The following is a 22828-nucleotide window of genomic DNA, read 5'->3' as shown; positions in this document are numbered from 1 at the left end:
CGTGGTCCGGGCTGCCCCGCTGGAGCCCGGCGGCATCCCGCGCAGGCGCCGCTCCGGGGCTCACGGCTTCGCTGCAGAGGCCGGGGCGTTCGCGGCGGCCTGGGCGGCCTTGTTGCGGTCCCGCTCGGCCCGGTATTTGCCGGCGAATACGCGGACCTCTTCGTAGGACACGTAGCCGTCCCGGTCCGTGTCAGCGTCTTCAAACGCTGCGGCGAGGCGGGGGAACAGCTTCACCTCGCTGCGGCTGAGCTTGCCGTCGCCATCAAAGTCCAGCATCTTGAAATCGCGCATGGCTTTGACTTCGCCTTTGGTCAGCCCGGCCTGGGGTTCCGCGGGGGCGCTTGCGGCAGGTTGGAAGCGCTGCGCGGCGGCGGGCGTCTGCGCGACCGCCGGGGTGACAGTAGCCACCACCGTCACCGCTACTCCGACGGCGCAGGCCACAAGGGAAATTCTGTTGCGCAAACTAGCTCCTTCAATGCGGGATCGATCACGATGTTTGCACAGTTGGGCGTGCGCAGGCCGATTGCAACCGCGGCTTTGCAGGCTTTCACTGGCCGTTGCAGAGCTTTGCAGAACTTTTCGTCACGCGGCGCGCTGGCCGTCGATATGAACGCCGCTACCCGGCTATTCAACCGCCGGGAGTTGCGGGTTCGATATCCCGCTGTTCACATGCCCCGCCGGCACGTGGCGTGCCGCCGACGCCACATGGCTGCGCTGGTCGTCAAAGAAAAAGTCGGGTTCGAATTCGCGCAGGAACGGGCCTTTTTCCAGCCCGCCCAGAAACATCGCCTCATCCACAGTGATGCCCCAGTCCAGCAAGGTGCGCACCGCGCGTTCGTGCGCCGGGGCGCTGCGGGCGGTGACCAGGGCCGTGCGGATGCGCATGGTCTTGGAGGCGTCGGCCTGCTGCTGCAGCCGGTGCAGCGCCGCCAGCAGCGGCTTGAACGGGCCGCCGGCCAGTGGCTGGGCGGCCTTGGTGACTTCATTGGCCTGAAAGGCGGGCAGGCCGCCTTCCTGGTAGATGCGCTCGGCCTCGTCAGAGAACAGGACGGCATCGCCGTCGAACGCGATGCGCACTTCATGGGGGTAGCGGTCACCTGCAGGGGTGGAATCGGTCATCACCCGCGCGGCGGGGAATCCGATGCTCAGCGCCTGCTGCACGTCCTCCTCATTGGCCGACAAAAACAGGTGCGAGCCCAGCGGCCGCAGGTAGGCAAAGGGATTGCGCCCGCGCGTGAACACGCCGCGTTCGATGCGCATGCCGGCTGCCTGTGCCGAGGCGAAGACACGCATGCCACTGGCCGGGTCGTTGCGCGACAGCATGACCACCTCCACGCGCTGCACATCGGCCGTGTTGAAAGCCAGCAGCTTGCGCACCAGCGGCAGGGCGATGCCGGGCCGTGCGGGCTGGCGGACCAGTTCGAGCTGGCGGCGCATGTAGCCGGCCTCGTCCCCAGATTCGAAAATGCGGTTCTCTTCCTCCAGGTCGAACAGCGCGCGTGAGGAAATCGCCACGACCAGCTTGTCGTCCAGGGTGACCGCCATCAGGATGCTCCGTTGCCGTAGTTCAACGTGCCGAATGCGACGCGCCGCCAAGGTACGGTGCGGGCGCTTGGCGTGCGTACGCTGGTGGCGATCACTTTGTGCGCTGCGAGCGCGCGGCAGGGGGAGCCGCCGCTTGAGAGGTATTTCATTTCACAAACTGGTTGAGCTGAATGATCGGCAACAGCACGGCCAGCACGATCAGCATGACGATCAGGCCCATGCCCACAATGAGCAGGGGCTCCAAAATCGTGGCCAGTGCCATGGCGCGGCGCTGTACCTCGGTGGACAGCTGGCGTGCTGCGCGCTGCAGCATCACCGGCAGCTGGCCGGTTTGCTCGCCCAGCCGCGCAAACATCGACAGCAGGCCTGGAAAGCGCTTCTTTTGCGCCAGGGCCGAAGCCAGCGGGGCGCCTTCGCGCACCAGCACCAGTGCATCCAGCGCATCGGCGCGCAGCGCGCGGTTGCTCAGCGTTTCTGCAGCGGCCTGCAGGGCCTTGAGGATGGGCACCCCCGCGCCCGACAACATGGCCAGCGTGCCGGCAAAGCGTGCCGCGTTGTAGCCGCGCGCGAGCTTGCCCACCAGCGGCAGGTTGAGCCACGCTGCATCGAAGCGTTCGCGCACCGAGCCGATGGTCAGCGCCCACCGCGCCCCGGCGCCCAGCACCACCAGCGCCACCAGCATGGCCCAGCCATAGTTGCGCACAAAGGCACTGATGCCGAGCATCGCCACAGTGAGGAACGGCAACGCGCGCTTGGTGCCCGCGAACACGCTGGCCACCTGCGGCACCACATAGCCCACCAGGAACAACACGATCACGATGGCGACGATGGTCACGATGGCGGGGTACAGCGCTGCGCCCATCAGCTTGGCCTTGAGCGCCTGGCGTTCTTCGAGGTCGTCGGCCAGCCGCTCGAGCACCAGGCCCAGATTGCCGCTGTGCTCGCCCGCGCCGATCACCGCGCAGTAGATGTCCGAGAACTCGCGCCGGTGCTGCGACAGCGCCCGCGCAAAGGTGGAACCGGCGTTGACCTCGGCCCGCAGGGCGGCGACCAGATGGCGCTGGCGTTCGTCCTCGGCCTCTTCAGACAAGGCGGTGAGCGCGCGTTCCAGCGGCAGGCCCGAGGACACCAGCCCGGCGAGCTGGCGCGTCCAGATGGACAGTGCGGTGGCACCGAACACCGGGCGGGTGAAGAGGCGCTGGTTGAGGCTGGGCGCGCCGCCGTGGGTCGACTGGCCCGTCTGCACCAGCTCCACCACCAGCGGCACCAGGGCCTGGGCCCGCAGCAGGCCACGCGCGGCCTTGGCGGTGTCGGCCTCCATGAGGCCCTTGCGGGTCTGGCCCTGGGCGTCCAGGGCTTCAAAGGAAAAAGCGGGCATGCGGGCGTGGACTTCGGCGTGAGAGGGCGGTCGGTGGGCCGGGCGCCTTTTGCAGGGCGATGACCGGCAGAGCGTTCGGTAGCCTGAGATGGTAGCCGCTACCCGTTGCTCACTATTCGCGGGGGGACCGGCTGGTGCGCGATGGGGGCTGACGGGCACCCGAGGTCAAAGGCACCCGCTGGGGAAGTCCGGACGCTTCGGAGGTCGAGCCGAGCCACCGAACTTGAGGACGGCCGACGCGTAACGTCGTTGTGAGCCGTATCAGGCTGCCACTGCCGGCCCGCCAGCCACCAGCGCCGCATGGGCTTGCGCTGCAATCTCCAGCGAGCGCAGCCGCAGCGCCGGGTCGTACACATCGCTCACCAGCATGAACTCGTCGGCCTGCGTGGCCTCGGCCAGTTGCGCGAGGCCCGCATGCACCGTCTCAGGCCCGCCGATGACGGCCGCTGCCAGGAAATCGCCAATGGCCGCACGCTCCTGCGGTTGCAGGCGGGCAGCAAAATTCTCGATGGGAGGCAGCAGGCGGCGCCGGTCGCCCGTCAGGATGCCCAGCACGCGCTGGTAGGTGCTGCTGGCCAGGTACTCGGCCTCGTCATCGGTGGGGGCGGCGATCAGCGGCACGCCGATGGCGAGGTACGGTTTGGGCCAGGCGGCGGACGGGCGGTACAGGTTGCGGTACAGGTCGATGGCCTGGTGCAGCAGGCGTGGCGCAAAGTGCGAGGCGAACGCGTAGGGCAGCCCGCGCTCTGCCGCCAACTGCGCTGAGAACAGGCTGGAGCCCAGCAGCCAGACGGGCACATTGGTGCCCGCACCCGGCATGGCAATCAGCCGCTGGCCCGGAACCTCGGGGGCCAGCAGGCGCTGCAGCTCGGCAACGTCCTGCGGAAAGTCGTCGGCCGTCTCCACCCGGCTGCGGCGCAGCGCGCGCATCGTGGCGGGGTCGGTGCCAGGCGCGCGGCCCAGGCCCAGGTCGATGCGGCCGGGGTACAGCTCGGCCAGCGTGCCGAAGGCCTCGGCCACCACCAGCGGCGCATGGTTGGGCAGCATCACCCCGCCCGAACCCACGCGAATGCGCGACGTGCCGCCTGCAATGTGGCCCACGAGCACGGCGGTGGCTGAACTGGCAATGCCCGACATGTTGTGGTGCTCGGCCAGCCAGTAGCGGGAAAACCCCAGCTTTTCGGCGTGCTGGGCGGTGCGCAGTGCGATCTGCAGGGCTTCGGCCACCGTGCCGCCTTCGCGGACGGCAACGAGGTCGAGCATGGACAGGGCGGAGCGAGGGGCGATGGAGGTCATCCAGGCATTGTCTGGCGGGCGCGGCATTCGCGCCCATCGCAGCGCCAGAGTCGGCAGCGGCAGAAGGGTTGACCGCTGCCCGTGCTGACATCGGGTGATTTTTTGGTAGCCAAAAATCCGCGGCACCCACAGAATGTTTCAAGGCATGTCTGGTGGGATGATTTCCGGTCCCGTCCACGAGGCCTTCACCGGGACCACGCATGGGATTTTTCAGCCGTTTGTTCAAGATCAGGGAGCAAGATCCCACGAGCCCCGACACCACCTGGGCCATGGAGGACAACGGTAGCGAGCTGGTGCTGGACGCCGAGTACGCCACCATGCTCATGACCGAGATCGACATCGACGCCGCGATCGCCAGCCACGAGCGGTGGCGCCTGCAACTGCAGGACATGGTCAACGGCCGCTCGCAGGAGGTCATGCGGCCCGAACGCGTGTGCCAGGACGACCGCTGCGACCTGGGCCGCTGGCTCTATGGCACGGGCAAGGTCCGCCTGGGCACCTACCCGGCATTTGCCATGCTGGTCGCACGCCACAAGTACTTTCACCAGCAGGCAGCAGATGTCGTCGTCGCGTTCCAGGCGGGTGACCAGCACAAGGCCGTGCAGTTGCTCAACAGCAGCTGCCGCCATGCGTCCAATCAGGTGCTGCTGTTGCTCAAGGAGCTCAAGCGCGGGCTGGGGCGCTGAAGCGGTCTGGCCTATGGCCGCAAGGTGGACAGGCCGCCTGAGGTGCTGCGGTATTTCGCCTTTGTTCAATTGCTACTTATTCGATAGCATGAAGTGCTTGTCAATCAAGCGCTAGGGCCTGTTTTTATTCAAATATTGGCGTCGTCGGCACGCTGATCTGGGTGGTGCCGCCCGTGGCCACCCGCTGCGCCCAGCATCGGCACACACCTCTTACATCTGAAGACAAGCAGGTGCCCTGAAAACGCGGCGCCCGTGGCTATCCTTCGCCGCGCGTCAGCACGGTTGCGGCCTGCAGCCCTGAAGCGCGCACACCACAAAAAACCAAGCGATAGATAAGAGAGAGGGATTCCCTATGGACCGCCGTAAATTGTTGACGCTCGCCACCCTGGCATCTGGCGTCAGCGCCGTGTCGCCCGTGTGGGCACAGTTCGACCTGGGCAAGATGATGGACGCAGGCAAGGACCTTGCCAAATCCGAGTCGCTGACCGACGACGAAGTGAAAGCCGCCTTCGACCAGATGGCCGCAGAAAGCGACCGCCAAAACCGCATCGCCCCCGCCGGCAGCCCCTACGCATCGCGCCTGACCAAGCTCACCTCCGGGCTGGGCACGTATGACGGCCTGAAGATGAACTTCAAGGTCTACCTTACGCCCGACATCAACGCCTTCGCCATGGCCAACGGCACCATCCGCGTGTACTCCGGCCTCATGGACAAATTCACCGACGACGAAGTGCGCTACGTCATCGGCCACGAAATCGGCCACGTCAAAAAAGGCCACAGCAAGGCCCGCATCCAGGCCGCCCTGCGCACCAGCGCCCTGCGCAACGCGGTATCGGCCAGCAACAGCCGCGCCGGCACCATCGCCAATTCGCAACTGGGCGACCTGTTTGAAAAAGTCGTGCGCGCCCAGCATTCGCAAAGCAACGAGCGCGAAGCCGACGACTACGCAATGCAGTTCATGAAAGCCAAGCGCTACCAACCGGCTGCTTGCGTCAGCGCCCTGGAAAAGCTGGCCGCCATGTCGGGCAGTGACTCGACCAGCTTCTTGTCCACCCACCCCTCGCCGAAAGAGCGGGCGGATCGGATGAAGACGCAGGTGGCTTGAGGAAGCCACGGCGAGGGTGGGCGAAAACCAACGAGTGCAAAAGGGAACGAAGTGATCACAGACACGGTGGGCCAAGGTGGCCGCAACGCACTGAACGACACCATGATTGTTCAGCGGCTACTCAATCAGATCGACATGCCCGGTAGCCAGCAGTTGGTCGCTGATGGCTCACCGGGAGTCAGGACCATTTTCAAGATTCAGGAGTTTCAGCGAAGCATCGGAATCCCCCGCCCGGATGGCCTCATCCAGCCGCGCAGCAAGACGATGACAGAGCTGATGTGCCGTGCTGATGCGGAGAACACTGTCCATGCGCAACTGGCGCTGACAAATCCTGCGCCTACCAGCGCGGACCTTGGCGCCCCTTGGATCGCCACGGCAGAGCGTGAGATCGGTCAGAAGGAAGTGGCGGGTGCGAAAGCCAATCCGCGCATCATGGAGTACCACAAGGCCTCCAAGCACTGGGCCAAGGATGACTCCGATAAGGAGAATGCCTGGTGCGGATCGTTTGTGGCTTGGGTCTTAAAGCAGCATGGCTTTGAGGCTCCCGCACATGCATATCGAGCCAAGTCGTGGGCCGGCTTTGGCACGGCTTTGAAAAAGCCTGTTTACGGGGCTATTTGCTGCAAGAGCCGCTCCGGCGGGGGGCACGTTGCCTTCATCGTGGGACAGAGTCGTGATGAAAAGCATTACTTCATGCTGGGCGGGAATCAAGGCGACTCGGTAAACATCACGCGCTACAAATCTAAGGTCTGGGAGACATTCGTCTTTCCTTCGGGAGCGCAAGCTGGAAGCTCATTACCTGTCTATGACGGACCAGCCCAGGATGCAGGGAGTGAGGCATGACTGTGAAAGCTAGGGATTTTTGTTTCGCCTGTGTGGTTGCGTTATCCCGCGTCAGCGCTGCCGCAGAGTCCTCAGAGAGTCCGCAGTCTGTCCCTCAGGCGGTTGATGTGACAGACACGGAAGCCAGGGAGTTTTTGGCCAAATCCATTCCTGAGACCCATTATTCGGCGCTGGTTGTGCATACCAGCGTCAGTATTCGCCCGTTGCAAGAAAAGAAAAATTCTAAGAATGAACCGGGGGATGCCGTGGATGAAATTCACACCTACCGCGCACGTGTTCTAGAAACTTTTCGCGGCAAAGCGCTCACTCATATTCAGTATGAAGTGATCACAGAAGCCGGAGAGGGGGCTTCTGTGAGCACTACCCCACAGATATTGACGCTGTGCTCTGGCCCTAAGGGCCTTTATTGGCCCGGGACGGGGGCCAGTTTCCCGGCTACGAAGGATTTCTTGGCCATTGCGCGACGAATCGGTAAACAGGTGGCTGCAGCGAAGCCGCGAGATTTCCGGCAGTGCGATTAATCTTGGTACGCAGCCGGCCTTTTCTGACCGGTTGCCGCGTGTCAACGGGGCGGGTTCGCAATGAACTAACGCTGCGTGATCGCTGCCGATGATCCTTCAATAACTCCGCCCCCCCTTGTACATCGCATGTTGCCGCCGGTTCAGCGTGGCGGCCTCTCCCAGCCGCGCCATGGCCGCCCCCGCGTGCGCATGGGTGATGGCCATGCCCAGGCCATCTGCTGCATCTGTCCCGGGCAGGCCGGGCAGGCTGAGGAGGCGGCGCACCATCTCCTGCACCTGGCTCTTGGCCGCACGGCCGTGGCCGACCACGGCTTTTTTCATCTGCAAGGCGGTGTATTCGGCCACGGGCAGGTTGCTGGCTACCAGGGCGGTGATGCAGGCGCCCCGGGCCTGGCCCAGCAGCAGGGTGGACTGCGGGTTGACGTTGACGAACACGATCTCGACCGAAGCCACATCCGGCTCGTAGCGCGCGGCCACTTCGGTGATGCCGTCGAACAAAATCTTCAGGCGCCCCGGCAGGTCGCCCAGCGCGAGCGTGGTGGTGCGAATGGTGCCGCTGGCCACGTAGCTGAGCTTGTGGCCGTCCATGTCGACCACGCCGAAGCCGGTGGTCTGCAGGCCGGGGTCAATGCCAAGAATGCGCATTTGCTCTCAATTCAATAGCTGTATGCGCTTGTAGATAAAGCGCTGGCGGCCAATTTGGCTCAAAGTCCGAAGTACCAGCGCACCGAATGGAAGAACACCGGCGCTGCAAAGCACAGCGCGTCCACGCGGTCGAGCAAGCCGCCCGCGCCGGTGACCGACATGCCCTGCATGCCCCAGCTCGTGATGCCGCGGTCGCGCTTCAGGGCCTTCATCACCAGATGCCCCAGGCTGCCGGCCACACAGGCCAGGAGGGCCATGCCCAGCGCCTGGCCGGGTTTGAAGGGGGTGATGAAGGTGAGCAGCACCCCCGCCAGCCCGCCAGCCGCAACGCCGGATAGCCAGCTCACCCACTGAAAGCTCTGGCTCACTTGCGGCGCCACCGGTTTGTGGGGGAAGCGTCGGCCCAGCAGGTGCTGCACGACCATGCAGGTCTGCACCACAAAGACGAGGAAGAACACGAGGAACGCGCCCTTGTCGCGATAACCCGGGAAGTCGAGCAGCAGCAGCGCCGGCACATGGCTCATGCCGTACACGCAGACCATGATGCCCCACTGCAGCTTGGCGTTGCGCTCCAGAAAGCGCTGCGGGTCGTTGGCCAGCGCGCTCACAACCGGGATGGCCAGGAACACGTAGACCGGGATGAACACCGTGAACAGGTCGAAGTGCTTGCTGCCCACGATCCAGAACTGCAGCGGCAGCACCACGAAGAACGCCAGCACCAGGCTGCGGTGGTCGCCGCGCCGGGTGGGCGACAGCGTGATGAACTCGCGCAGTGCGAAAAACGCCACGATGGCAAACAGCACGGTGGCCACGGTCTCGCCCAGCACCCAGCCCACCCAGAACACGGTGGCCATCATCCACGAGGTCTTGAGCAGGCCCCAGAAGCGCTTGGCCTCCACGACACGCGCTTCAGACTCCGGGTCGTCGCTTGCATGCTCGCGCAGATTGCGCACAAAGGCCCACACGGTGACGATGGACAGGATGCCAAACACCACCAGGAATAGCGCCCCGATCTGCTGGGTTGCGGTGAGGTTGCGGAGGAAGTTGTTGTTCATGTCGTTGCCGCCCGGCCGCCCGAAGGCAACGACGCGCCCCCTTGGGGGGCAGCGATCCGCGAAGCGATGAGCGTGGGGGCTCTTGGAATGGTTGCCGCCCGGCCGCCCGAAGGCAGCGACGCGCCCCCTTGGGGGGCAGCGATACGCGAAGCGATGAGCGTGGGGGCTCTTGGAATGGTTGCCGCCCGGCCGCCCGAAGGCAACGACGCGCCCCCTCGGGGGGCAGCGATACGCGAAGCGATGAGCGTGGGGGTTGTCGTCATCATGCTCACACTTCCCGCAACGCGATGACCGCGCGACGTGCGCGGTCGAGGAAAGGGCGGCGCTCTTCGCCGGCTTCGAGCTGAACGGGTGCGCCAAACGTCACCGAGCACAGGATGGGCACGGGCACCACTTCGCCCTTGGGCATGACGCGCTGCACGTTGTTGATCCAGGCGGGCACCAGCACCACCTGCGGGAACATTTGCGCCAACTTGTACAGCCCCGACTTGAACGGCTGCGGCTCGTCGCCATGGCCGCGCGTGCCTTCAGGGAAGATCACGATGGAGTCGCCGCTCTCCAGTGCGCGCACCAGCGGCGCAAGCGGGTCGGACGGGGGTAGGGCGGCGCGCAGTTCCTCGGGAGTGGGTGCGCGTGGCGGCGCTTCAGGCGATGGATCCGGGCCGCCGGCCGTTGCGGTGTCGGCATCGCTGACTGATGGGGGCGTAGCGCCGAGCGGGCCGGCGGGCTCGGTGACCGCGGGGGCTGCGGGCCGCGCGGGCGCCGCCTGACGGTCCACGTACACGGCGTTGAACACCGCCGTGGTGATCCACTGGCGAAACGGCGTTTTCGTCCAGTAGTCCTTGGCCGCAATGGGCCGTGTGATGCTGCGCAGCTCCTCAGGCAGCGCGGCCCAGATCAGCACCATGTCGGCATGGCTTTGGTGGTTGGCGAAATAGATGCGTTGCTCGGCCTTCGGCGGGCAACCATACCAACGGGCCTGGGAGCCGGTCAGAAACCGCACGATCCCCAGCAAAAGAATACTCATCAACTTGGCAAGCATGGCGGCGATGATACGTGGCGAGGTGCTGGGGTCTGACGCGGCGCCGCCCCCAGGCTGGGCCACTACCGCGCACCTCAGCGAAACCGGCTACACCCAGAGCCGGTACACCCAGAACGCCTCGTTGCCATACATGCCTTCATACAGCGCCTGCGGTGCATAGCCCGTGATGCGGCGGGTGACGCGGCACAGGTGGGACTGGTCGGAAAAGCCCGCGCCGGCGGCCACGTCGGCCCACTTCACACTGCCATCGGCGGCGTCGGCCGCGACGGTGTCGAAGAACGCCTGCTCCGCCTTGCCGAAGCCGCGCAGCTCGCGCAGCGGCAGCCCGGCCCAGCGCTTGATGCGGCGCTCCAGCTGGCGCAGGCTGCGGCCCGGGGCCGACATGGCGGCGCGCTGTGCAAGGTGCATGGCCCAGTCGCCATAGCGCTGCGTCTGCAGCGGCGCCACGGGGCGGCAGGCCTGCCAGCGGGGCTCCAGGAAATCCTCCAGGCACTGCATCCGTGCAGCGTTGTCGCTCTGGTTCTGAACGGCTTCGCACATCGCCAGCCAGTCGGGCGACAGCAGGGTTTGCGCGTCCACCATGCGGTCGGTCAGTGCTTCGGGTTCCAGGCCGGTGAGCTGGTACAGCGCATCGGGCATCAACATCACCATCATGGCGTGCGTGGGTTCGGCGCAGTAGCTGGTGGATGGCCGCGTCTGCGGGCCGGCCAGCACCCACCTGCCCGGGATGGGCTCGCGCGGGCTGTCCAGGTCGGCCATGGTGTCGGGGCGAGGGGGCAGCAGGCGTTCGCTGCGGCCCTCAAACCACCAGCTCAGGCTGCACAGCGGCGTGGCCGGAAAACGGTTGATGCGCTCGGCATCGCTGAGCGCATGGCCCACGGTGCTGCGCACCATGGTGCCGCGCACACAGGCGGCCAGGGTGGCGCGCGGGAGCCACAGCTCGCCCGAGGGGATCAGCCCCGGGGGCTGCCGTGGAGAAAGGGGGACCAGGGTTGCCATGCGGCGCGAGTGTAGGCCAGGGAGCCTGCGCGGCAGCAGGAACATCGGCGTGTCGCTTGGATGCATTCCGCCGCGCTACGAGCCTGCACGGCAGAAGGAACATCGGCTGCAACGCGCGACAAACCGGTCTCGTGCAGTCCTGCCTCCTGCGCCCAGGGGCTCACCCTGGGCTTGTCGGTAGCACCACACGATCCTCGGTTTTCGCGCGTGTCGCTTCGATGCCTTCTGCCGCGCAGGCTCCTAGCGCCTGGGCCGCGATGTCGAATTCGTTCAATACCCGCGCGTTGCTGCGTTGCACCATGCCGGCATGAACCCCACTACCACCGCACCGGCCCACACAACCCCCGCCACGTCGACACACCCTGCGCCCCCGCAGCCGGCCGCACAACCCCGCGGCCCGTCTGGCCGCTGGTGGGGCCTGCCCCTGCTGCGCGAGATGCGCGCCGACTACCTGGGTTTTGTCACGCGCCTGCAGCGCGACCACGGCGACCTCACCCGCATGCGCCTGGGCAAAGAGGACGCCTGGGATCTGCTGTCGCCCGACCTGGTGCGCGAAGCCCTGGTGACCCACGCGGACCAGATGATCCGCTGGGAGCGCGGCATTGCCGTGTTCGAGCAGGTGTTTGGCCAGAGTGTGCTTGTCACCGAAGGCGACACCTGGCAGCGCCAGCGCCGCATGCTGATGCCGGCCTTTACCCCCAAGCGGGTGGCGGGCTACGCGCAGCTGATGACCGATGCGGCCAGCAGCGCGCTGGATGCTGCGGTGCCTGCAGGCCAAACCGAGGCCTTGGTGCCCATGGACACGCTCTGGACCGATGTGGCGATGGATGTGATTCTGCGCACGCTGTTCAGCGAATCGGCCCAGGCCGATGCCCGCGATGCCGCCTGGGCCACGCAGACCCTGTCGGCCACCGCGTTTCGCGAGATGTTCCTGCTCTTCACGCTGCCCGACTGGCTACCCTTGCCAGGCAAATCCGCCAAGCGGCGCGCCTTGAAGGCATTGAGGGGGCTGGTGTGGCGGCATATCGACGCCCGCGAGCAAGATCAAGGCAAGCCCGGCATACCGCTGCGCACAGACCTGCTGCACATGCTGCTGGCGCTGCGCGACGAGACGACTGGGGAGCCGCTGTCGCGGCAGGAAGTGTTCGACCAGTGCATGGTCAGCTTCCAGGCCGGGCACGAAACCAGCGCCACGGCCCTGCTGTGGTGGAGCCGCCTCATGGCCGAACACCCCGAGGCCGCCCAGCGCGCGCAGGCCGAAGTGGACAGCGTGCTGCCGCCCGGCCACACGCCCGGGCCCGAGCACATGGCGCAGCTGCCGTTTCTCAGTGCCACGCTCAAAGAGGCGCTGCGCCTGTACCCTCCGGTGGCGGCTTTGATGACCCGGCGCACCACAGCGCCGATCACGCTGGCTGGCGTGGACGTGCCCCAGGGCGCCATGCTGCGCATCACGCCGTGGGTGCTGCACCGCGACCCGCGCTGGTTTGCGCAACCCGATCAATTCGTGCCGGACCGTTTTCTGGATGGCACCCCGCCCATCCCCAAGGGCGCGTGGATTCCATTCGGCGTCGGCCCGCGCGTGTGCATTGGCCAGCACTTTGCGATGCTGGAGATGACGCTTTTGGCGGCGATGCTGCTGCAGCGGTACATCCTTCAGTTGCCGGAACCGGCGGTGGCGTGTGCGCCCAAGCTGCATGTCACTTTGCGGCCGGATGCACCGGTGATGCTGCGGTTGGCGCGACGCGGGTAGAGGTTTTGGTCGTTTGAATCCGCCGCCGAGGGAGATGAAGCCGGATCGCTCCTACGGGGAGGCTTGCCACCGGTTACTCAAAAACCTGAAGGCGGCGATGTATGCCCACCATTGAGGTGTGCAGAGGGCGACCCACATCAATTGCTTGACGGTGGTGAATGCGATGAAGTCCTGGTCACAGAGGGCCTTTGCGGTAAGCGCCGAGAGCACCCATGAAGGGAAGTTCAGTATTGCCAGCGCCTTCTCGGCGTGGTCTGCAACGCCGCAGCAGGCAGAGTGCGGAATTGCGCCATAGGCGATCCCAAGGCCCCACGCGCTAAAGATCACAACCATTGCGACGTTTATAGCTGCAACCCAAAGCTCAGTCCGCGTCAGTTTCATTGCAGGTTTCTCGCTTCGGCATCGGAGCGGTCACGGCAGCTCCGCACTCCCCATGCGCGCCAGGATCGTCCGCGACCGCCCGGCCAGATACGCCGACCCCGGCGTTTTCTCAAACCGCTTCGGGGCCGGCAGCATGACCGCCAGGCGGGCTGCCTCGGACGTGCTCAGCCGGTTGGCGCTTTTGCGAAAGTAGTGCTGCGCGGCAGCTTCAGCGCCGAACACGCCTTCGCCCCATTCCACGCTGTTGAGGTAGATCTCCAGGATCCGCTGTTTGCTCAGCAGTTGCTCCAGCAGCAGCGTGAGCACGAACTCCTGCCCCTTGCGCAGCAGTGTGCGTTCGCCGGACAGCAGCAGGTTCTTGGCCAGCTGCTGCGTGATGGTGGAGCCGCCCCGGATCCTGGGCGCGCGCTGCGGGCGGTCCGGGGCGCGGGCCTGTGCCTTGTTGGCCAGTGCTTCAGCCCGGGCGTTGCGTTCCCAGGCTTTTTCAATGGCGTTCCAGTCCACGCCGTCGTGGCTCACAAAACCATCGTCTTCTGACGCGATCACGGCGCGCTTGAGGGTGTCGGAAATTTCTGCATACGGCACCCACTGCTGGCGCCAGCGTACGTGGCCTGTGGTGGACAACTGGGCCCAGGCTTCCGAGCGCTGGAAGCTGGTGGACTCGGGGTCGATGACCACCATGGCCGCGATGCGGACCACAAAAAACAGCTGCAGTGCCACGAAGGCGAGCACCACCAGTCCCAGCCAGCGCAGCACGGCTTTCATTGCGGTGTCTCCTGTGTCCTGTTGTTGTACTGCGAAGGTCTGCTCAGACGACCTGCTGCATTTCAGCCAGCACCTGCGCCGATGGCGGGCGCACGCCGCGCCACAGCAGGAAGGCTTCGGCGGCTTGCTCCACCAGCATGCCCAGGCCGTCGCGCGGCGTAGCGCCGTGGCGGCGGGCCCAGTCCAGAAAACCCTGGGCGGCGGGGCCATACATCATGTCGTAGGCCAGGCAACCGGGGCGCAGCACGTGCGCCGCCACGGGCACGTCGGCCCCGGCCAGGCTGCTGGCTGTGGCGTTGATAATTACATCAAAATCGGCCTCTACCGCTTGTGGTTGTAGGGCTGATAGCTCTGATTTTTGTAGCATGGCCAGTGCGCTGTGCGATTGCACCAGCGCCTCGGCCTTGGCCAGCGTTCGGTTGGCCACGGTGATATGGCGCGCCCCGGCCAGCAGCAGCGGGCCCAGCACGCCGGCAGCGGCGCCACCTGCGCCCACCAGCAGCACGTCGCGCCCCGCCAGCGAGACACCGGCGTTGCGGGTGATGTCGGCCACCAGGCCCAGGCCATCGGTGTTGTCGGCGTAGATGCTGCCGTCGGCGCGGAAGCTGAGGGTGTTGGCCGCGCCCGCCAGTTGCACGCGCTCGCTGCACGCAGTGGCCAAACCCGGCGCGTCGATCTTGAATGGCACCGTGACGTTGCAGCCGCGCCCGCCATGCGCTTTGAACTCGCGCACGCCCTGGGCAAAGCCGTCCATGGGCACTAGGCGGCGTTCATAGGCGATGGACTCGCCGGTCAGTTCGGCAAAGCGGGCATGAATAGCAGGTGAGCGGCTGTGGGCGACCGGGTTGCCCATCACGCAGTACAGATCGGCAGAGTTGGCAGAAGTCGTCATTTTTTTGTGGGCTGCGTGCATCGTGCGGGGCGCGCCGAGGTGGCGCAGGATCTTGCCCCACGGGCCTCGTCCCCGGAAGCAAAGGCAAGGCCAGCGGCTCGGGGTGGCTATCTCACACTGGTTTCAAGCGTCTGGTCCCGGGTGAACTTGAAGCGCGCCACCATGGCGATCTGGTCGGCCTTCTTGCGCATGTCGGCGCCAAAGCTGCCAAACGGCCCGGCGGCGCGGGCAATCGCCTCAGCGCGGCGGTCCAGGGTGGCGTTGCCCGAGCTTTGCACCACCTCGGTCTCCAGCACACGGCCATCGTGGTTGACGGTGACGATCATCGTCAGCTCGCCATACAGCTTTTTGCCGGCCTGTTCGGGGAAGTTCTCGGTGCCCTTGTCCTCCACCTTGCGGCGCAGGTCGTCGTAGTAGATGGCGTAGGCCTCTTCGCGCGTGGCGGGGCTGATGTAGCGCTTCTTGGGGCGCGAGTTTTCTTCGTTGATGCGCTTTTCGATCTCGGCCAGCAGCTTGACGAGCTGGCGGCGCTTTTCCTGCTCTGCGACCTGCTCGGCGCTCTGGCTGGGCTTGCGCGGGTCGGGCTCGGGCAGGGTGGCGAGCTGCTTGCGCAGCTGGGCCAGCAGTTGCGACTGCTGCTCCTGCATCGCGTCCATCTTGCGCTGCGCTTCCTCAAAATCATCCCCGATGGCCGTGAGCGCCGAGTAGGGCAGGGGGCTGGTGGCGCGGCCCTTCTCGGCATCGCCGCCGCCTGCCAGGTTGGACTGGGCGATCGCCTGGGCCTTGTCCGGGCGCTCGTTCGACTTGGCGTTGACCAGGATGACTTCGAGCGGGGTGTCCTGGAAGACACGGTTAAAGCCCTCGGGGTCGATGAAGCGCACCGAAATCAGCGCGGCGTGCACAGCCACCGAGATGCCCAGCGCCAGCTGCAGCGTGCTCAAGGTGCGGAGGAAGGCGGGGAATTTCATCGCCGGCAATTATCAGGGGGTATCAGGGGGCGGTCGCTGCCGCCGCGGCGTCGGCGGGCGCCTCGTCCATATCCACTGCAATGGCGATGGGGCCGGCGACAGTTTCGTCATCGGCCTCGTCATCCACCGGGCCGTCATCGCTCTCGTCGGTCGGGTCGTCCAGGCGCTCGATCACGGTGCCGTGGATGTCCAGGGTGATCTCGTCCACCTCGCCCAGCTTGACCTTGAGACGCGCGCCGCGCGGCAGGTTCTGCGCGCCCAGCACCGGGAAGACCAGCGGAATGTCGTCTGCCCGCACGAGGAAGCTGCCGCCGGGGCCTTCCTTGAAGACCGTGGCATTCAGCTCGGTGATGCCGTTCTGCTCTACATATTTGAGCGTCCAGAAGCGTTCCATACCCGCCTGGTAGCCGTTGTAGGCGCTGTAGGCGCCGTCAAAGCTGCTGATGATGGAGAACAGATCGGCGTCCTTGGGCTTGAAGGGCGCGGCCAGCGCGGCGGTTTTGCCGTTGCGCGCGCAGGCAATGATCTGCCACTGGTTGACCAGGTCGGTGTAGCGGCGCAGGGGCGACGTGGCCCACGAATACGCTTTGACGCCGATGCCCGCATGCGGCAGCGCCTTGGTCCCCATGCGCACCTTCACGCCCGGCGCCATGCTGGCCTGGCTGCGGTAGATGCCGGGCACGCCCAGCTCGGCCATCCAGCTGCCCCAGGTGCTGTTGGCCACGATCATGGCCTCGGCCACGATCAGGTCGAGCGGTGCGCCCCGCTGGCGCACGCTGATCTGCACCTGCTCGTCGCCGGTGGGCTCGGCACCGTTGTTGCCGACCAGGCGGAAGTTGTAGTCCGGCCGGTTGAAGTTCTCGGGCTTGCCGCGCACGACTTCGCGGCGGGCTTTCAGCTCTTTAGCCAAGCGGTGCAAAAATGATAGCTGTGGGCGCAGGTCAGACAAGCGCTGGGGGTCGTTTTGATGCTCAAAACCCGGGTTGGACAGCCATTCTTCCGTCACCACGCTGTCGAGCTGGTCGTGGCGCAGGTTGGCGACCACGTGCACCCGCTCCAGTTTGGTTTCGGAACTCTTGAACTCCAGCGTGGCCTCGTCGATGGTCACGTACAGCGACACGGCCGGGTTGGCGCGGCCTTCGTCGAGCGTGTACGTTTGCACCACATCGTCGGGCAGCATGGTGATCTTGTAGCCCGGCATGTACACCGTGGACAAACGCGCGCGGCCCAACTGGTCAATCGCGCTGCCCGGCTGGATCGCCAAGCCGGGTGCGGCGATGTGGATGCCCAGCACCACGGTGCCGGTGCCCAGGCCCTGCACCGACAGCGCATCGTCGATTTCGGTGGTCTGCGAGTCGTCGATGGAATAGGCCTGCGCGGTGGACAGCGGCAGCTCGTCCGCAATGGCGGGCGCCGTGACGGCCGGGAAGCCGGTGCCCTTGGGGAAGTTCTCGAACAAAAAGCGCTTCCAGTGGAACTGGTAGGCCGAGTCGATGGCGCCGGCCTTTTGCAGCAGATCCAGCGGCGCGGTGTGCGTGGCGCGGCTGGCCTCGACCACGGCCTTGTATTCGGGCGCGTTCTTGTCGGGCTTGAACAGGATTTTGTAGAGCTGGTCGCGGATGGGCTGCGGGCATTCGCCGCGTCCGAGCGCCGCCGCCCACTCGTCGATCTGCGCGAGGAGGGCCTTTTTCTTCTCGATACCGGCCAGCGCCTGCTGCAAGATCTCGGCCGATGCCTTCTTGAACCGGCCCTTGCCCGCGCGGCGGAAGTAATGCGGGGCGTCGTACAGCCTGAACAGGGCGCCGGCCTGCTGGACCAGGGTGGCGTTTTCCGAGAAGTAGTCCCGTGCCAGGTCGGCAAAGCCGAACTCGTCGTCGGGCGCGAATTCCCAGGCCAGGTCCAGTTCGATGGACTCGGCCACGGCCTGCGCCTGGGCGATGAGCTCGGCAGGGGCCGGTTTTTCGAACTTCAGGAGGATGTTGGCGGCCTTGACTTTGACCCGCTTGCCGGAATCGAGCTCGACCTGGGCCGAGGTATCGGCCTCCGACAGGATACGGCCGGCCATGAATTTGCCGGCTTCTTCAAACAGTGCATGCATGGCGGGGATTGTCCCATGGGCGGGTGGCCGGCCTGGGCGGGCCTGCCTCTATGATCCCCGTCACGCCACGCCCGGCCCTCCCACCACCCGCCTGCCACCGCTGAGATGCCCTTTTCCGTTGCACCGTTGTTCGTGATTGCGGTGGCGCTGCCGTTTCTTTTTGCCTTTACCGATTCGCCCACGGCCAACTTCTGGCCGATGCTGGCGTCGTGGGTGTGCGGCGCTGTGCTGCTCCTGGTGGCCGCAGTGCAGGCCGCGTGGCCGGGAGTGGATGGACGCCCGGGCCGCCAGGAATGGGCGCGGCGGCTGGCCTGGGGCCTGGCGCTGGCGGGCGTGGTGGCCAGCGTGATTGGCCTCGCCCAATATTTTGTCGGTGACCCCGGGCTGGCGCCGCTGGTTCCGGCGTCGGCCCCCGGGCAGGCGGCCGGCAGCCTGCGGCAGCGCAACCAGCAGGCGTCGCTGTTGAGCCTGGCGCTGTGGGCGCTGCTGTGGTGGACGCTGCACAGTGCCCGTTGGAGCGCGCCTTCGGGTGACCCATCGGAACTCTCTTCGCGGCGGCGCTGGCTGGCCAGCGCCGGCAGCATGCTGGTGGTGTCGGCAGTGGCCTGGATGGCCCTGGCCGAGGCTGCGACCGCATCGCGCACCGGCGCTGTGCAGTGGCTGCTGATCGTGGCACTGGTGGTGTGCTGGCGACGGACGGGCGCAGGCCCCTCACTGCGCCTGGCGCTGGCGGCGCTGCTGTTGTTTGTGGCCGCGGCCTGGGTGCTGCCCGAGCTGCTGTGGCGGCTGGAGGGCGTGCGGGCCGACGCGCTGTTCCATCGCTTCGCGGGCGACCCCAGGGCCTGCACCAGCCGGCGCGTGCTGTGGTCGAACATGCTCACCCTCATCGCGCAGAAGCCCTGGCTCGGCTGGGGGTGGGGCGAGCTCGACTATGCGCACTACGTCACGCCGTTCGCTGGGGAACGTTTTTGTGTGCTGCTGGACAACGCGCACAACCTGCCCCTGCACCTGGCGGTGGAGCTGGGTGTGCCTGCGGCCGCCGCGCTGTGTGGCGGCGTGCTGGGCTGGGTGCTGTACAGCCAGCCTTGGCGCGAAACCGAGCCCGCGCGCCAACTGGCGTGGGGCGTGCTGGCCATCATCGGCCTGCACAGCCTGCTGGAGTACCCGCTCTGGTATGGCCCGTTTCAGATCGTGACCCTGGCGGCGCTGGCGCTGCTGCTGTGGCCCCGGCAGGCCGCGGCAACTGCGCGCGGGGCCTGGGCGGGTGTGGCGGGCGCACTGCTGATCTGGGCTGTGTGCGCGTTTGCCGTGTGGGACTACCACCGCGTGAGCCAGCTGTACAAGCCCGCGAACGAGCGCGCGGCGGCCTACCGGGACGATACGCAGGCCAAGGTCACCCGTTCCGTGTTGTTTTCTGCCCAGCTGGACTTCGCGCGCCTGACCACCATGGCGCTCACCCCCGACAACGCTGGCCGGATGAATACGCTGGCCCACGAGCTGCTGCACTACTCGCCCGAGCCGCGTGTCATCGAAGCGTTGATTGAAAGCGCCACCGCCTTGGGCAAAGCCGACGAGGCCGCCTTCCACACCCGGCGCTACCGCTTGGCGTACCCGAGCGAGCACGAACGGTGGCTTCGCCGCCGGGCCGCCGCCGCGTCGGCGCCGGGCTGAGCCGGGGCGCGCTAGGCCAGTGCCAGGAACTCCGCCACAGCCGGCAGGTGCTCCTCGAAATTCAACAGCGCGTGCTCCCCGCCTTCCAGCAGCACCACCCGCGCCGCGGTGTAGCGCGCCACCATCTCGCGCCAGTCCAGCACCTCGTCGCCTTTGGCAATGACGGCCATCTCGCGGGCTGCCGGCGGCCGGGCGGAGGTGTCCAGAGCCCGCAGCTCGTCAATGTATTCCGGCCGAAAGTAGAACCGCTCGGCCGGATCGTGCCAGGTGGTCTGTTCGCCGATGTAGCGCGTGAGGTCGCGGGCAGGGTGGACGGCGGGGTTGAGCATCACGCTCGCGCAGCTTTTGTGCTGCGCCACCCAGCTGGCGTAAAAACCTCCAAGCGACGAGCCCACCACCCCCATTGCCTCACCAGACCAGTCGGCAATACCCTGCGCCACCAGCGCCATGGCAGCCTGGGGCGAAGGCGGCAACTGCGGGCACCAGAAGGTCACCCCGGGGTGGTGCCGCGCCACGTGCGCTGCCATCTGGCGGGCCTTGGCCGACTGGGGCGACGAGCGAAAGCCGTGCAGGTACAAAAGATGGGTGGTGGTCATGGAGAGGGAAAACAACAGGGCAGGGGAATCACTGCTGCGAAAGGGGACATGCGGGGCCTAAGATGATTGGCATGGGCGCCGTGCCGAAGGCCCCGCTGCATTGATCCCCACCATGACCGATTTTGCCCCGCTTTCTACCGCCAAACGCTGGGCCCTGGGAACCGCCGAAAAGCCACCGGCTTCGGTGGGCCGGTTCGAGCTCAAAAGGATGCTGGGCCGAGGTGCCCAGGCCACCGTCTGGCTCGCGCTCGACCCGCGGCTGCAGCGCGAGGTGGCCATCAAGCTGATGCGGCCCGTGCAGGACCAGGACCCCTCGGTACTTGAGCAGTGGCTGCGCGAGGCGCGGCATGTGGGCCGCCTGGCGCACCCCTTTATCGTGCCGGTGTTTGAAGCCGATGTGCAGGGGCGCCAGCCCTACATCGTTTTTGAATACGTACCCGGCAAGACACTGGCCGAACACCTGGCGCAGCAGGGCCGGTGCACCCCGCACGATGCGGTGGCTCTGATGGTGGATGTGCTCGATGGCCTGCAGGCCGCGCACCAGGCCGGCATCGTGCACCGCGACCTCAAGCCGTCCAACATCATGATCGACACCCAGCGCCACGCGCGGGTGATGGATTTCGGCATGGCCGCGCCGGTCCAGGCCCAGCCGGATGCCCAACTGGCCAGCGGCACCCCGGCCTACTTGGCGCCCGAGGCCGCGTCCGGGGCGTCGCCCGCACCGGCCATGGATGTGTATTCGGCCGCGCTGGTGCTGGTGGAAATGCTTACCGGCCAGCCACTGATCCACCAAAAAGACACCTGGCAGGCGTTGTACCGCATTGCCAATGAGCCCCTGCAACTGCCGCCGGACCTGGGGCCGGGGGTGGACGATGGGCTGCGCGCCATCCTGCAGCGTGCGATGGCCCGCGAGCCTGGCGAGCGCTACGCCTCGGCCGCGGAGTTTCGCGATGCCCTGCGCGCCTGGGCTGCGCCGGCCAGTGCGCCCACTGCCGCCAGCAATGCCACGCTCGACTTCCTGCTGCGGCGCATGCGCCACAAGAGCGACTTCCCGGCGCTTTCCGACTCCGTCGCGCGCATCCAGCGCGTGGCCAATTCCGAAGACGACAGCATCAGCGACCTCACGCACGAGATCCTGAAGGATGTCGCCCTGACCAACAAGCTGCTGCGGCTGGTCAACAGCGTGCACTTTGCCCATGCCGGACGCGGCACGATCAGCACCGTGTCGCGCGCGGTGAGCCTGGTGGGCTTTACAGCCGTGCGCAACATGGCGCTGAGCCTGGTGCTGCTCGACCACATGCAGGACAAGACCCATGCAAGCCAGATGCGCGAGGAGTTCCTGCGCGCAATGATGGCGGGATCTGTGGCGGCCGAGCTGTGTGCGTCGGCGCAGGGGGCGGAAGAAGCGTTCATCTGCGCCATGTTCCAGAGCCTGGGACGCATGTTGTGCGAGTTCTACTTTCCTGAAGAAGCCCGGCAGGTGCGCAGCCTGGTCGCTTCCGGCCGCGTGGAAGGGGGCGAGGAGTCTGCCGCCTTGCAGGTGCTGGGCCTGGGGTTCGAAGATCTGGGCGTGGGCGTGGCCCGGGTCTGGGGGCTGCCCGACAGCCTGCAGCGTTGCATGCGCAAGCCCATGGGCTCGCCCATGCAACGCGCGCCGGAGCAGGGGCCGGAGCGGCTGCGGTGGGCCGCCATGGCTGCCAACGAGGTGGCCAGCACGATGCTGCTGAGCGAGCCCGGCTTGCTCGAAGGGCGCCTGGCCCAGATCGGCACCCGCTATTCCCGCACGCTGGCGCTGTCGGCCGAGGCCATTGCCGACGCCACTCTGCGGGCCCGGCACAAGCTGGTGGAGCTGGCCGAGGCGCTGGACCTGCACGTTGAACCCGGCGCGCCCGCCGCCCGGCTCCTGAAGCTGCCGCCCGCGGCAGGTGCTGCGGTCGCCCAGGACGATCCCCTGGGATCGCACGAACTGCGGGCCAACGAAACACAGCCCCTGCCGGCCGTGCTGGAGTCGCAGGCGGGTGGCGCGGTGTCGGTAGCCCAGGTCAATGAGGTGCTAGCAGCCGGCATCCAGGACATCACCAATGCCATGGTGGAGAGTTTTCAGCTCAACGACGTGCTGCGCATGATCCTGGAGACCATGTTCCGCGCGCTGGGGTTCCGGCGCATGGTGTTCTGCCTGCGCGAGGCGCGCACCGATCTGCTGACGGGGCGATTCGGCCTGGGCGAGGGCAGCGAAGCCGCGGTGCGGGCGATGCGCGTGCCGCTCAAGACCCCGGGCGACCTGTTTGCCGCTGTGTGCCTGCGCGGCGCTGACACCCTCATCAACGACGCCACGGAACCCAAGATGCAGGGCCGGTTGCCCGAGTGGTACCGCACGGGGATCAATGCGCCGTCGTTCCTGTTGCTGCCGCTTCAGATCAAGGGGCAGGCGTTTGCGCTCATCTACGCTGACCAGTCCACTGCAGGGGGCATCGTGGTGGATGACAAGGCCCTGGGCCTGTTACGCACCCTGCGCAACCAGGCGGTGATGGCCTTTCGCCAGGCGGGTTGACCCCGCGGCGCGGCACGCAGGCTGCGGGGCCCGATAATCTC

General features: G+C 66.5%; 21 protein-coding genes. 7 read left to right on the top strand and 14 right to left on the bottom strand.

Annotated features, from left to right (window positions below; all coding sequences use genetic code 11):
- Positions 1-60 precede the first annotated feature (60 nt).
- The 4 genes from ACSQ3Q_RS20010 to ACSQ3Q_RS19995 form a co-directional block, all read right to left on the bottom strand.
- A complete protein-coding gene (locus tag ACSQ3Q_RS20010) occupies positions 61-462 on the bottom strand; it encodes an EF-hand domain-containing protein (RefSeq protein ID WP_436136077.1) in 402 nt (133 codons plus the stop codon).
- Positions 463-624: 162 nt separating this feature from the next.
- Positions 625-1545: a 5'-nucleotidase gene (locus tag ACSQ3Q_RS20005; protein ID WP_436136076.1), complete on the bottom strand. Its 921-nt coding sequence runs from the start codon at positions 1543-1545 to the stop codon at positions 625-627.
- A 145-nt stretch (positions 1546-1690) separates the two neighbouring features.
- Entirely contained in the window at positions 1691-2923 is a 1233-nt protein-coding gene (gspF, locus tag ACSQ3Q_RS20000) for a type II secretion system inner membrane protein GspF (RefSeq protein ID WP_436136075.1), read from the bottom strand.
- 261 nt (positions 2924-3184) lie between these two features.
- Complete coding sequence (locus ACSQ3Q_RS19995) at positions 3185-4219, bottom strand: LLM class flavin-dependent oxidoreductase (RefSeq protein WP_436136074.1); 1035 nt, start codon at positions 4217-4219, stop codon at positions 3185-3187.
- Between the two features lie 200 nt (positions 4220-4419).
- Between ACSQ3Q_RS19995 and ACSQ3Q_RS19990 the strand changes: the two genes are divergently transcribed.
- The 4 genes from ACSQ3Q_RS19990 to ACSQ3Q_RS19975 all read left to right on the top strand — a co-directional run bounded on the left by ACSQ3Q_RS19990 (position 4420) and on the right by ACSQ3Q_RS19975 (position 7374).
- Positions 4420-4905: a CZB domain-containing protein gene (locus ACSQ3Q_RS19990; RefSeq protein ID WP_436136073.1), complete on the top strand. Its 486-nt coding sequence runs from the start codon at positions 4420-4422 to the stop codon at positions 4903-4905.
- Positions 4906-5257: 352 nt separating this feature from the next.
- Positions 5258-6010 carry a M48 family metallopeptidase gene (locus ACSQ3Q_RS19985; protein ID WP_436136072.1) on the top strand — a complete coding sequence of 251 codons (753 nt, stop codon included), beginning with the start codon at positions 5258-5260 and terminating at the stop codon, positions 6008-6010.
- A 51-nt stretch (positions 6011-6061) separates the two neighbouring features.
- Entirely contained in the window at positions 6062-6853 is a 792-nt protein-coding gene (locus ACSQ3Q_RS19980) for a TIGR02594 family protein (RefSeq protein ID WP_436136071.1), read from the top strand.
- On the top strand, positions 6850-7374 hold the full coding sequence (locus ACSQ3Q_RS19975; RefSeq protein ID WP_436136070.1) for a hypothetical protein: 525 nt from the start codon (positions 6850-6852) through the stop codon (positions 7372-7374). Before ACSQ3Q_RS19980 ends, ACSQ3Q_RS19975 begins: the two co-directional genes overlap by 4 nt.
- Positions 7375-7470: 96 nt before the next feature.
- On the opposite strand, the gene ruvC is transcribed toward ACSQ3Q_RS19975, so the two are convergent.
- The 4 genes from ruvC to ACSQ3Q_RS19955 all read right to left on the bottom strand — a co-directional run bounded on the left by ruvC (position 7471) and on the right by ACSQ3Q_RS19955 (position 11115).
- Positions 7471-8019 carry a crossover junction endodeoxyribonuclease RuvC gene (gene ruvC / locus ACSQ3Q_RS19970; RefSeq protein ID WP_436136069.1) on the bottom strand — a complete coding sequence of 183 codons (549 nt, stop codon included), beginning with the start codon at positions 8017-8019 and terminating at the stop codon, positions 7471-7473.
- A gap of 59 nt (positions 8020-8078) precedes the next feature.
- Positions 8079-9074 (bottom strand): phosphatidate cytidylyltransferase, encoded by a 996-nt coding sequence (locus ACSQ3Q_RS19965; RefSeq protein WP_436136068.1) that lies wholly within the window; start codon positions 9072-9074, stop codon positions 8079-8081.
- Positions 9075-9342: 268 nt separating this feature from the next.
- On the bottom strand, positions 9343-10116 hold the full coding sequence (locus ACSQ3Q_RS19960; RefSeq protein WP_436136067.1) for a lysophospholipid acyltransferase family protein: 774 nt from the start codon (positions 10114-10116) through the stop codon (positions 9343-9345).
- Positions 10117-10203: 87 nt separating this feature from the next.
- A complete protein-coding gene (locus tag ACSQ3Q_RS19955) occupies positions 10204-11115 on the bottom strand; it encodes a helix-turn-helix domain-containing protein (RefSeq protein WP_436136066.1) in 912 nt (303 codons plus the stop codon).
- 307 nt (positions 11116-11422) lie between these two features.
- Between ACSQ3Q_RS19955 and ACSQ3Q_RS19950 the strand changes: the two genes are divergently transcribed.
- Positions 11423-12865, top strand: a complete 1443-nt coding sequence (locus tag ACSQ3Q_RS19950; protein WP_436136065.1) for a cytochrome P450 — start codon at positions 11423-11425, stop codon at positions 12863-12865.
- 51 nt (positions 12866-12916) lie between these two features.
- Here the strand turns inward: ACSQ3Q_RS19950 and ACSQ3Q_RS19945 are convergent, their stop codons facing one another.
- From ACSQ3Q_RS19945 to ACSQ3Q_RS19925, 5 genes are all read right to left on the bottom strand, one after another.
- Positions 12917-13246 (bottom strand): hypothetical protein, encoded by a 330-nt coding sequence (locus tag ACSQ3Q_RS19945; RefSeq protein ID WP_436136064.1) that lies wholly within the window; start codon positions 13244-13246, stop codon positions 12917-12919.
- A 30-nt stretch (positions 13247-13276) separates the two neighbouring features.
- Complete coding sequence (gene mtgA / locus ACSQ3Q_RS19940; RefSeq protein WP_436136063.1) at positions 13277-14011, bottom strand: monofunctional biosynthetic peptidoglycan transglycosylase; 735 nt, start codon at positions 14009-14011, stop codon at positions 13277-13279.
- A 43-nt stretch (positions 14012-14054) separates the two neighbouring features.
- Positions 14055-14903: a shikimate dehydrogenase gene (gene aroE, locus ACSQ3Q_RS19935; protein ID WP_436136062.1), complete on the bottom strand. Its 849-nt coding sequence runs from the start codon at positions 14901-14903 to the stop codon at positions 14055-14057.
- A 107-nt stretch (positions 14904-15010) separates the two neighbouring features.
- The gene (locus ACSQ3Q_RS19930) at positions 15011-15871 is read right to left on the bottom strand and encodes an energy transducer TonB (RefSeq protein ID WP_436136061.1); all 861 of its coding nucleotides are present in this window, start codon (positions 15869-15871) and stop codon (positions 15011-15013) included.
- Positions 15872-15893: 22 nt separating this feature from the next.
- On the bottom strand, positions 15894-17969 hold the full coding sequence (locus ACSQ3Q_RS19925) for a ribonuclease catalytic domain-containing protein (protein ID WP_436136060.1): 2076 nt from the start codon (positions 17967-17969) through the stop codon (positions 15894-15896).
- Between the two features lie 105 nt (positions 17970-18074).
- Between ACSQ3Q_RS19925 and ACSQ3Q_RS19920 the strand changes: the two genes are divergently transcribed.
- Complete coding sequence (locus ACSQ3Q_RS19920; RefSeq protein ID WP_436136059.1) at positions 18075-19640, top strand: PglL family O-oligosaccharyltransferase; 1566 nt, start codon at positions 18075-18077, stop codon at positions 19638-19640.
- 11 nt (positions 19641-19651) lie between these two features.
- Here the strand turns inward: ACSQ3Q_RS19920 and ACSQ3Q_RS19915 are convergent, their stop codons facing one another.
- Positions 19652-20236 carry a YqiA/YcfP family alpha/beta fold hydrolase gene (locus ACSQ3Q_RS19915; protein ID WP_436136058.1) on the bottom strand — a complete coding sequence of 195 codons (585 nt, stop codon included), beginning with the start codon at positions 20234-20236 and terminating at the stop codon, positions 19652-19654.
- Positions 20237-20348: 112 nt separating this feature from the next.
- Between ACSQ3Q_RS19915 and ACSQ3Q_RS19910 the strand changes: the two genes are divergently transcribed.
- Entirely contained in the window at positions 20349-22787 is a 2439-nt protein-coding gene (locus tag ACSQ3Q_RS19910) for a protein kinase domain-containing protein (RefSeq protein WP_436136057.1), read from the top strand.
- Positions 22788-22828 lie beyond the last annotated feature (41 nt).

The organism is Acidovorax sp. LjRoot129, from assembly GCF_964253765.1.
Taxonomy (GTDB): domain Bacteria; phylum Pseudomonadota; class Gammaproteobacteria; order Burkholderiales; family Burkholderiaceae_C; genus Acidovorax.
The sequence above is the reverse complement of the archived record's forward strand: the minus strand, read 5'-3'. Positions and strand labels throughout refer to the sequence as shown.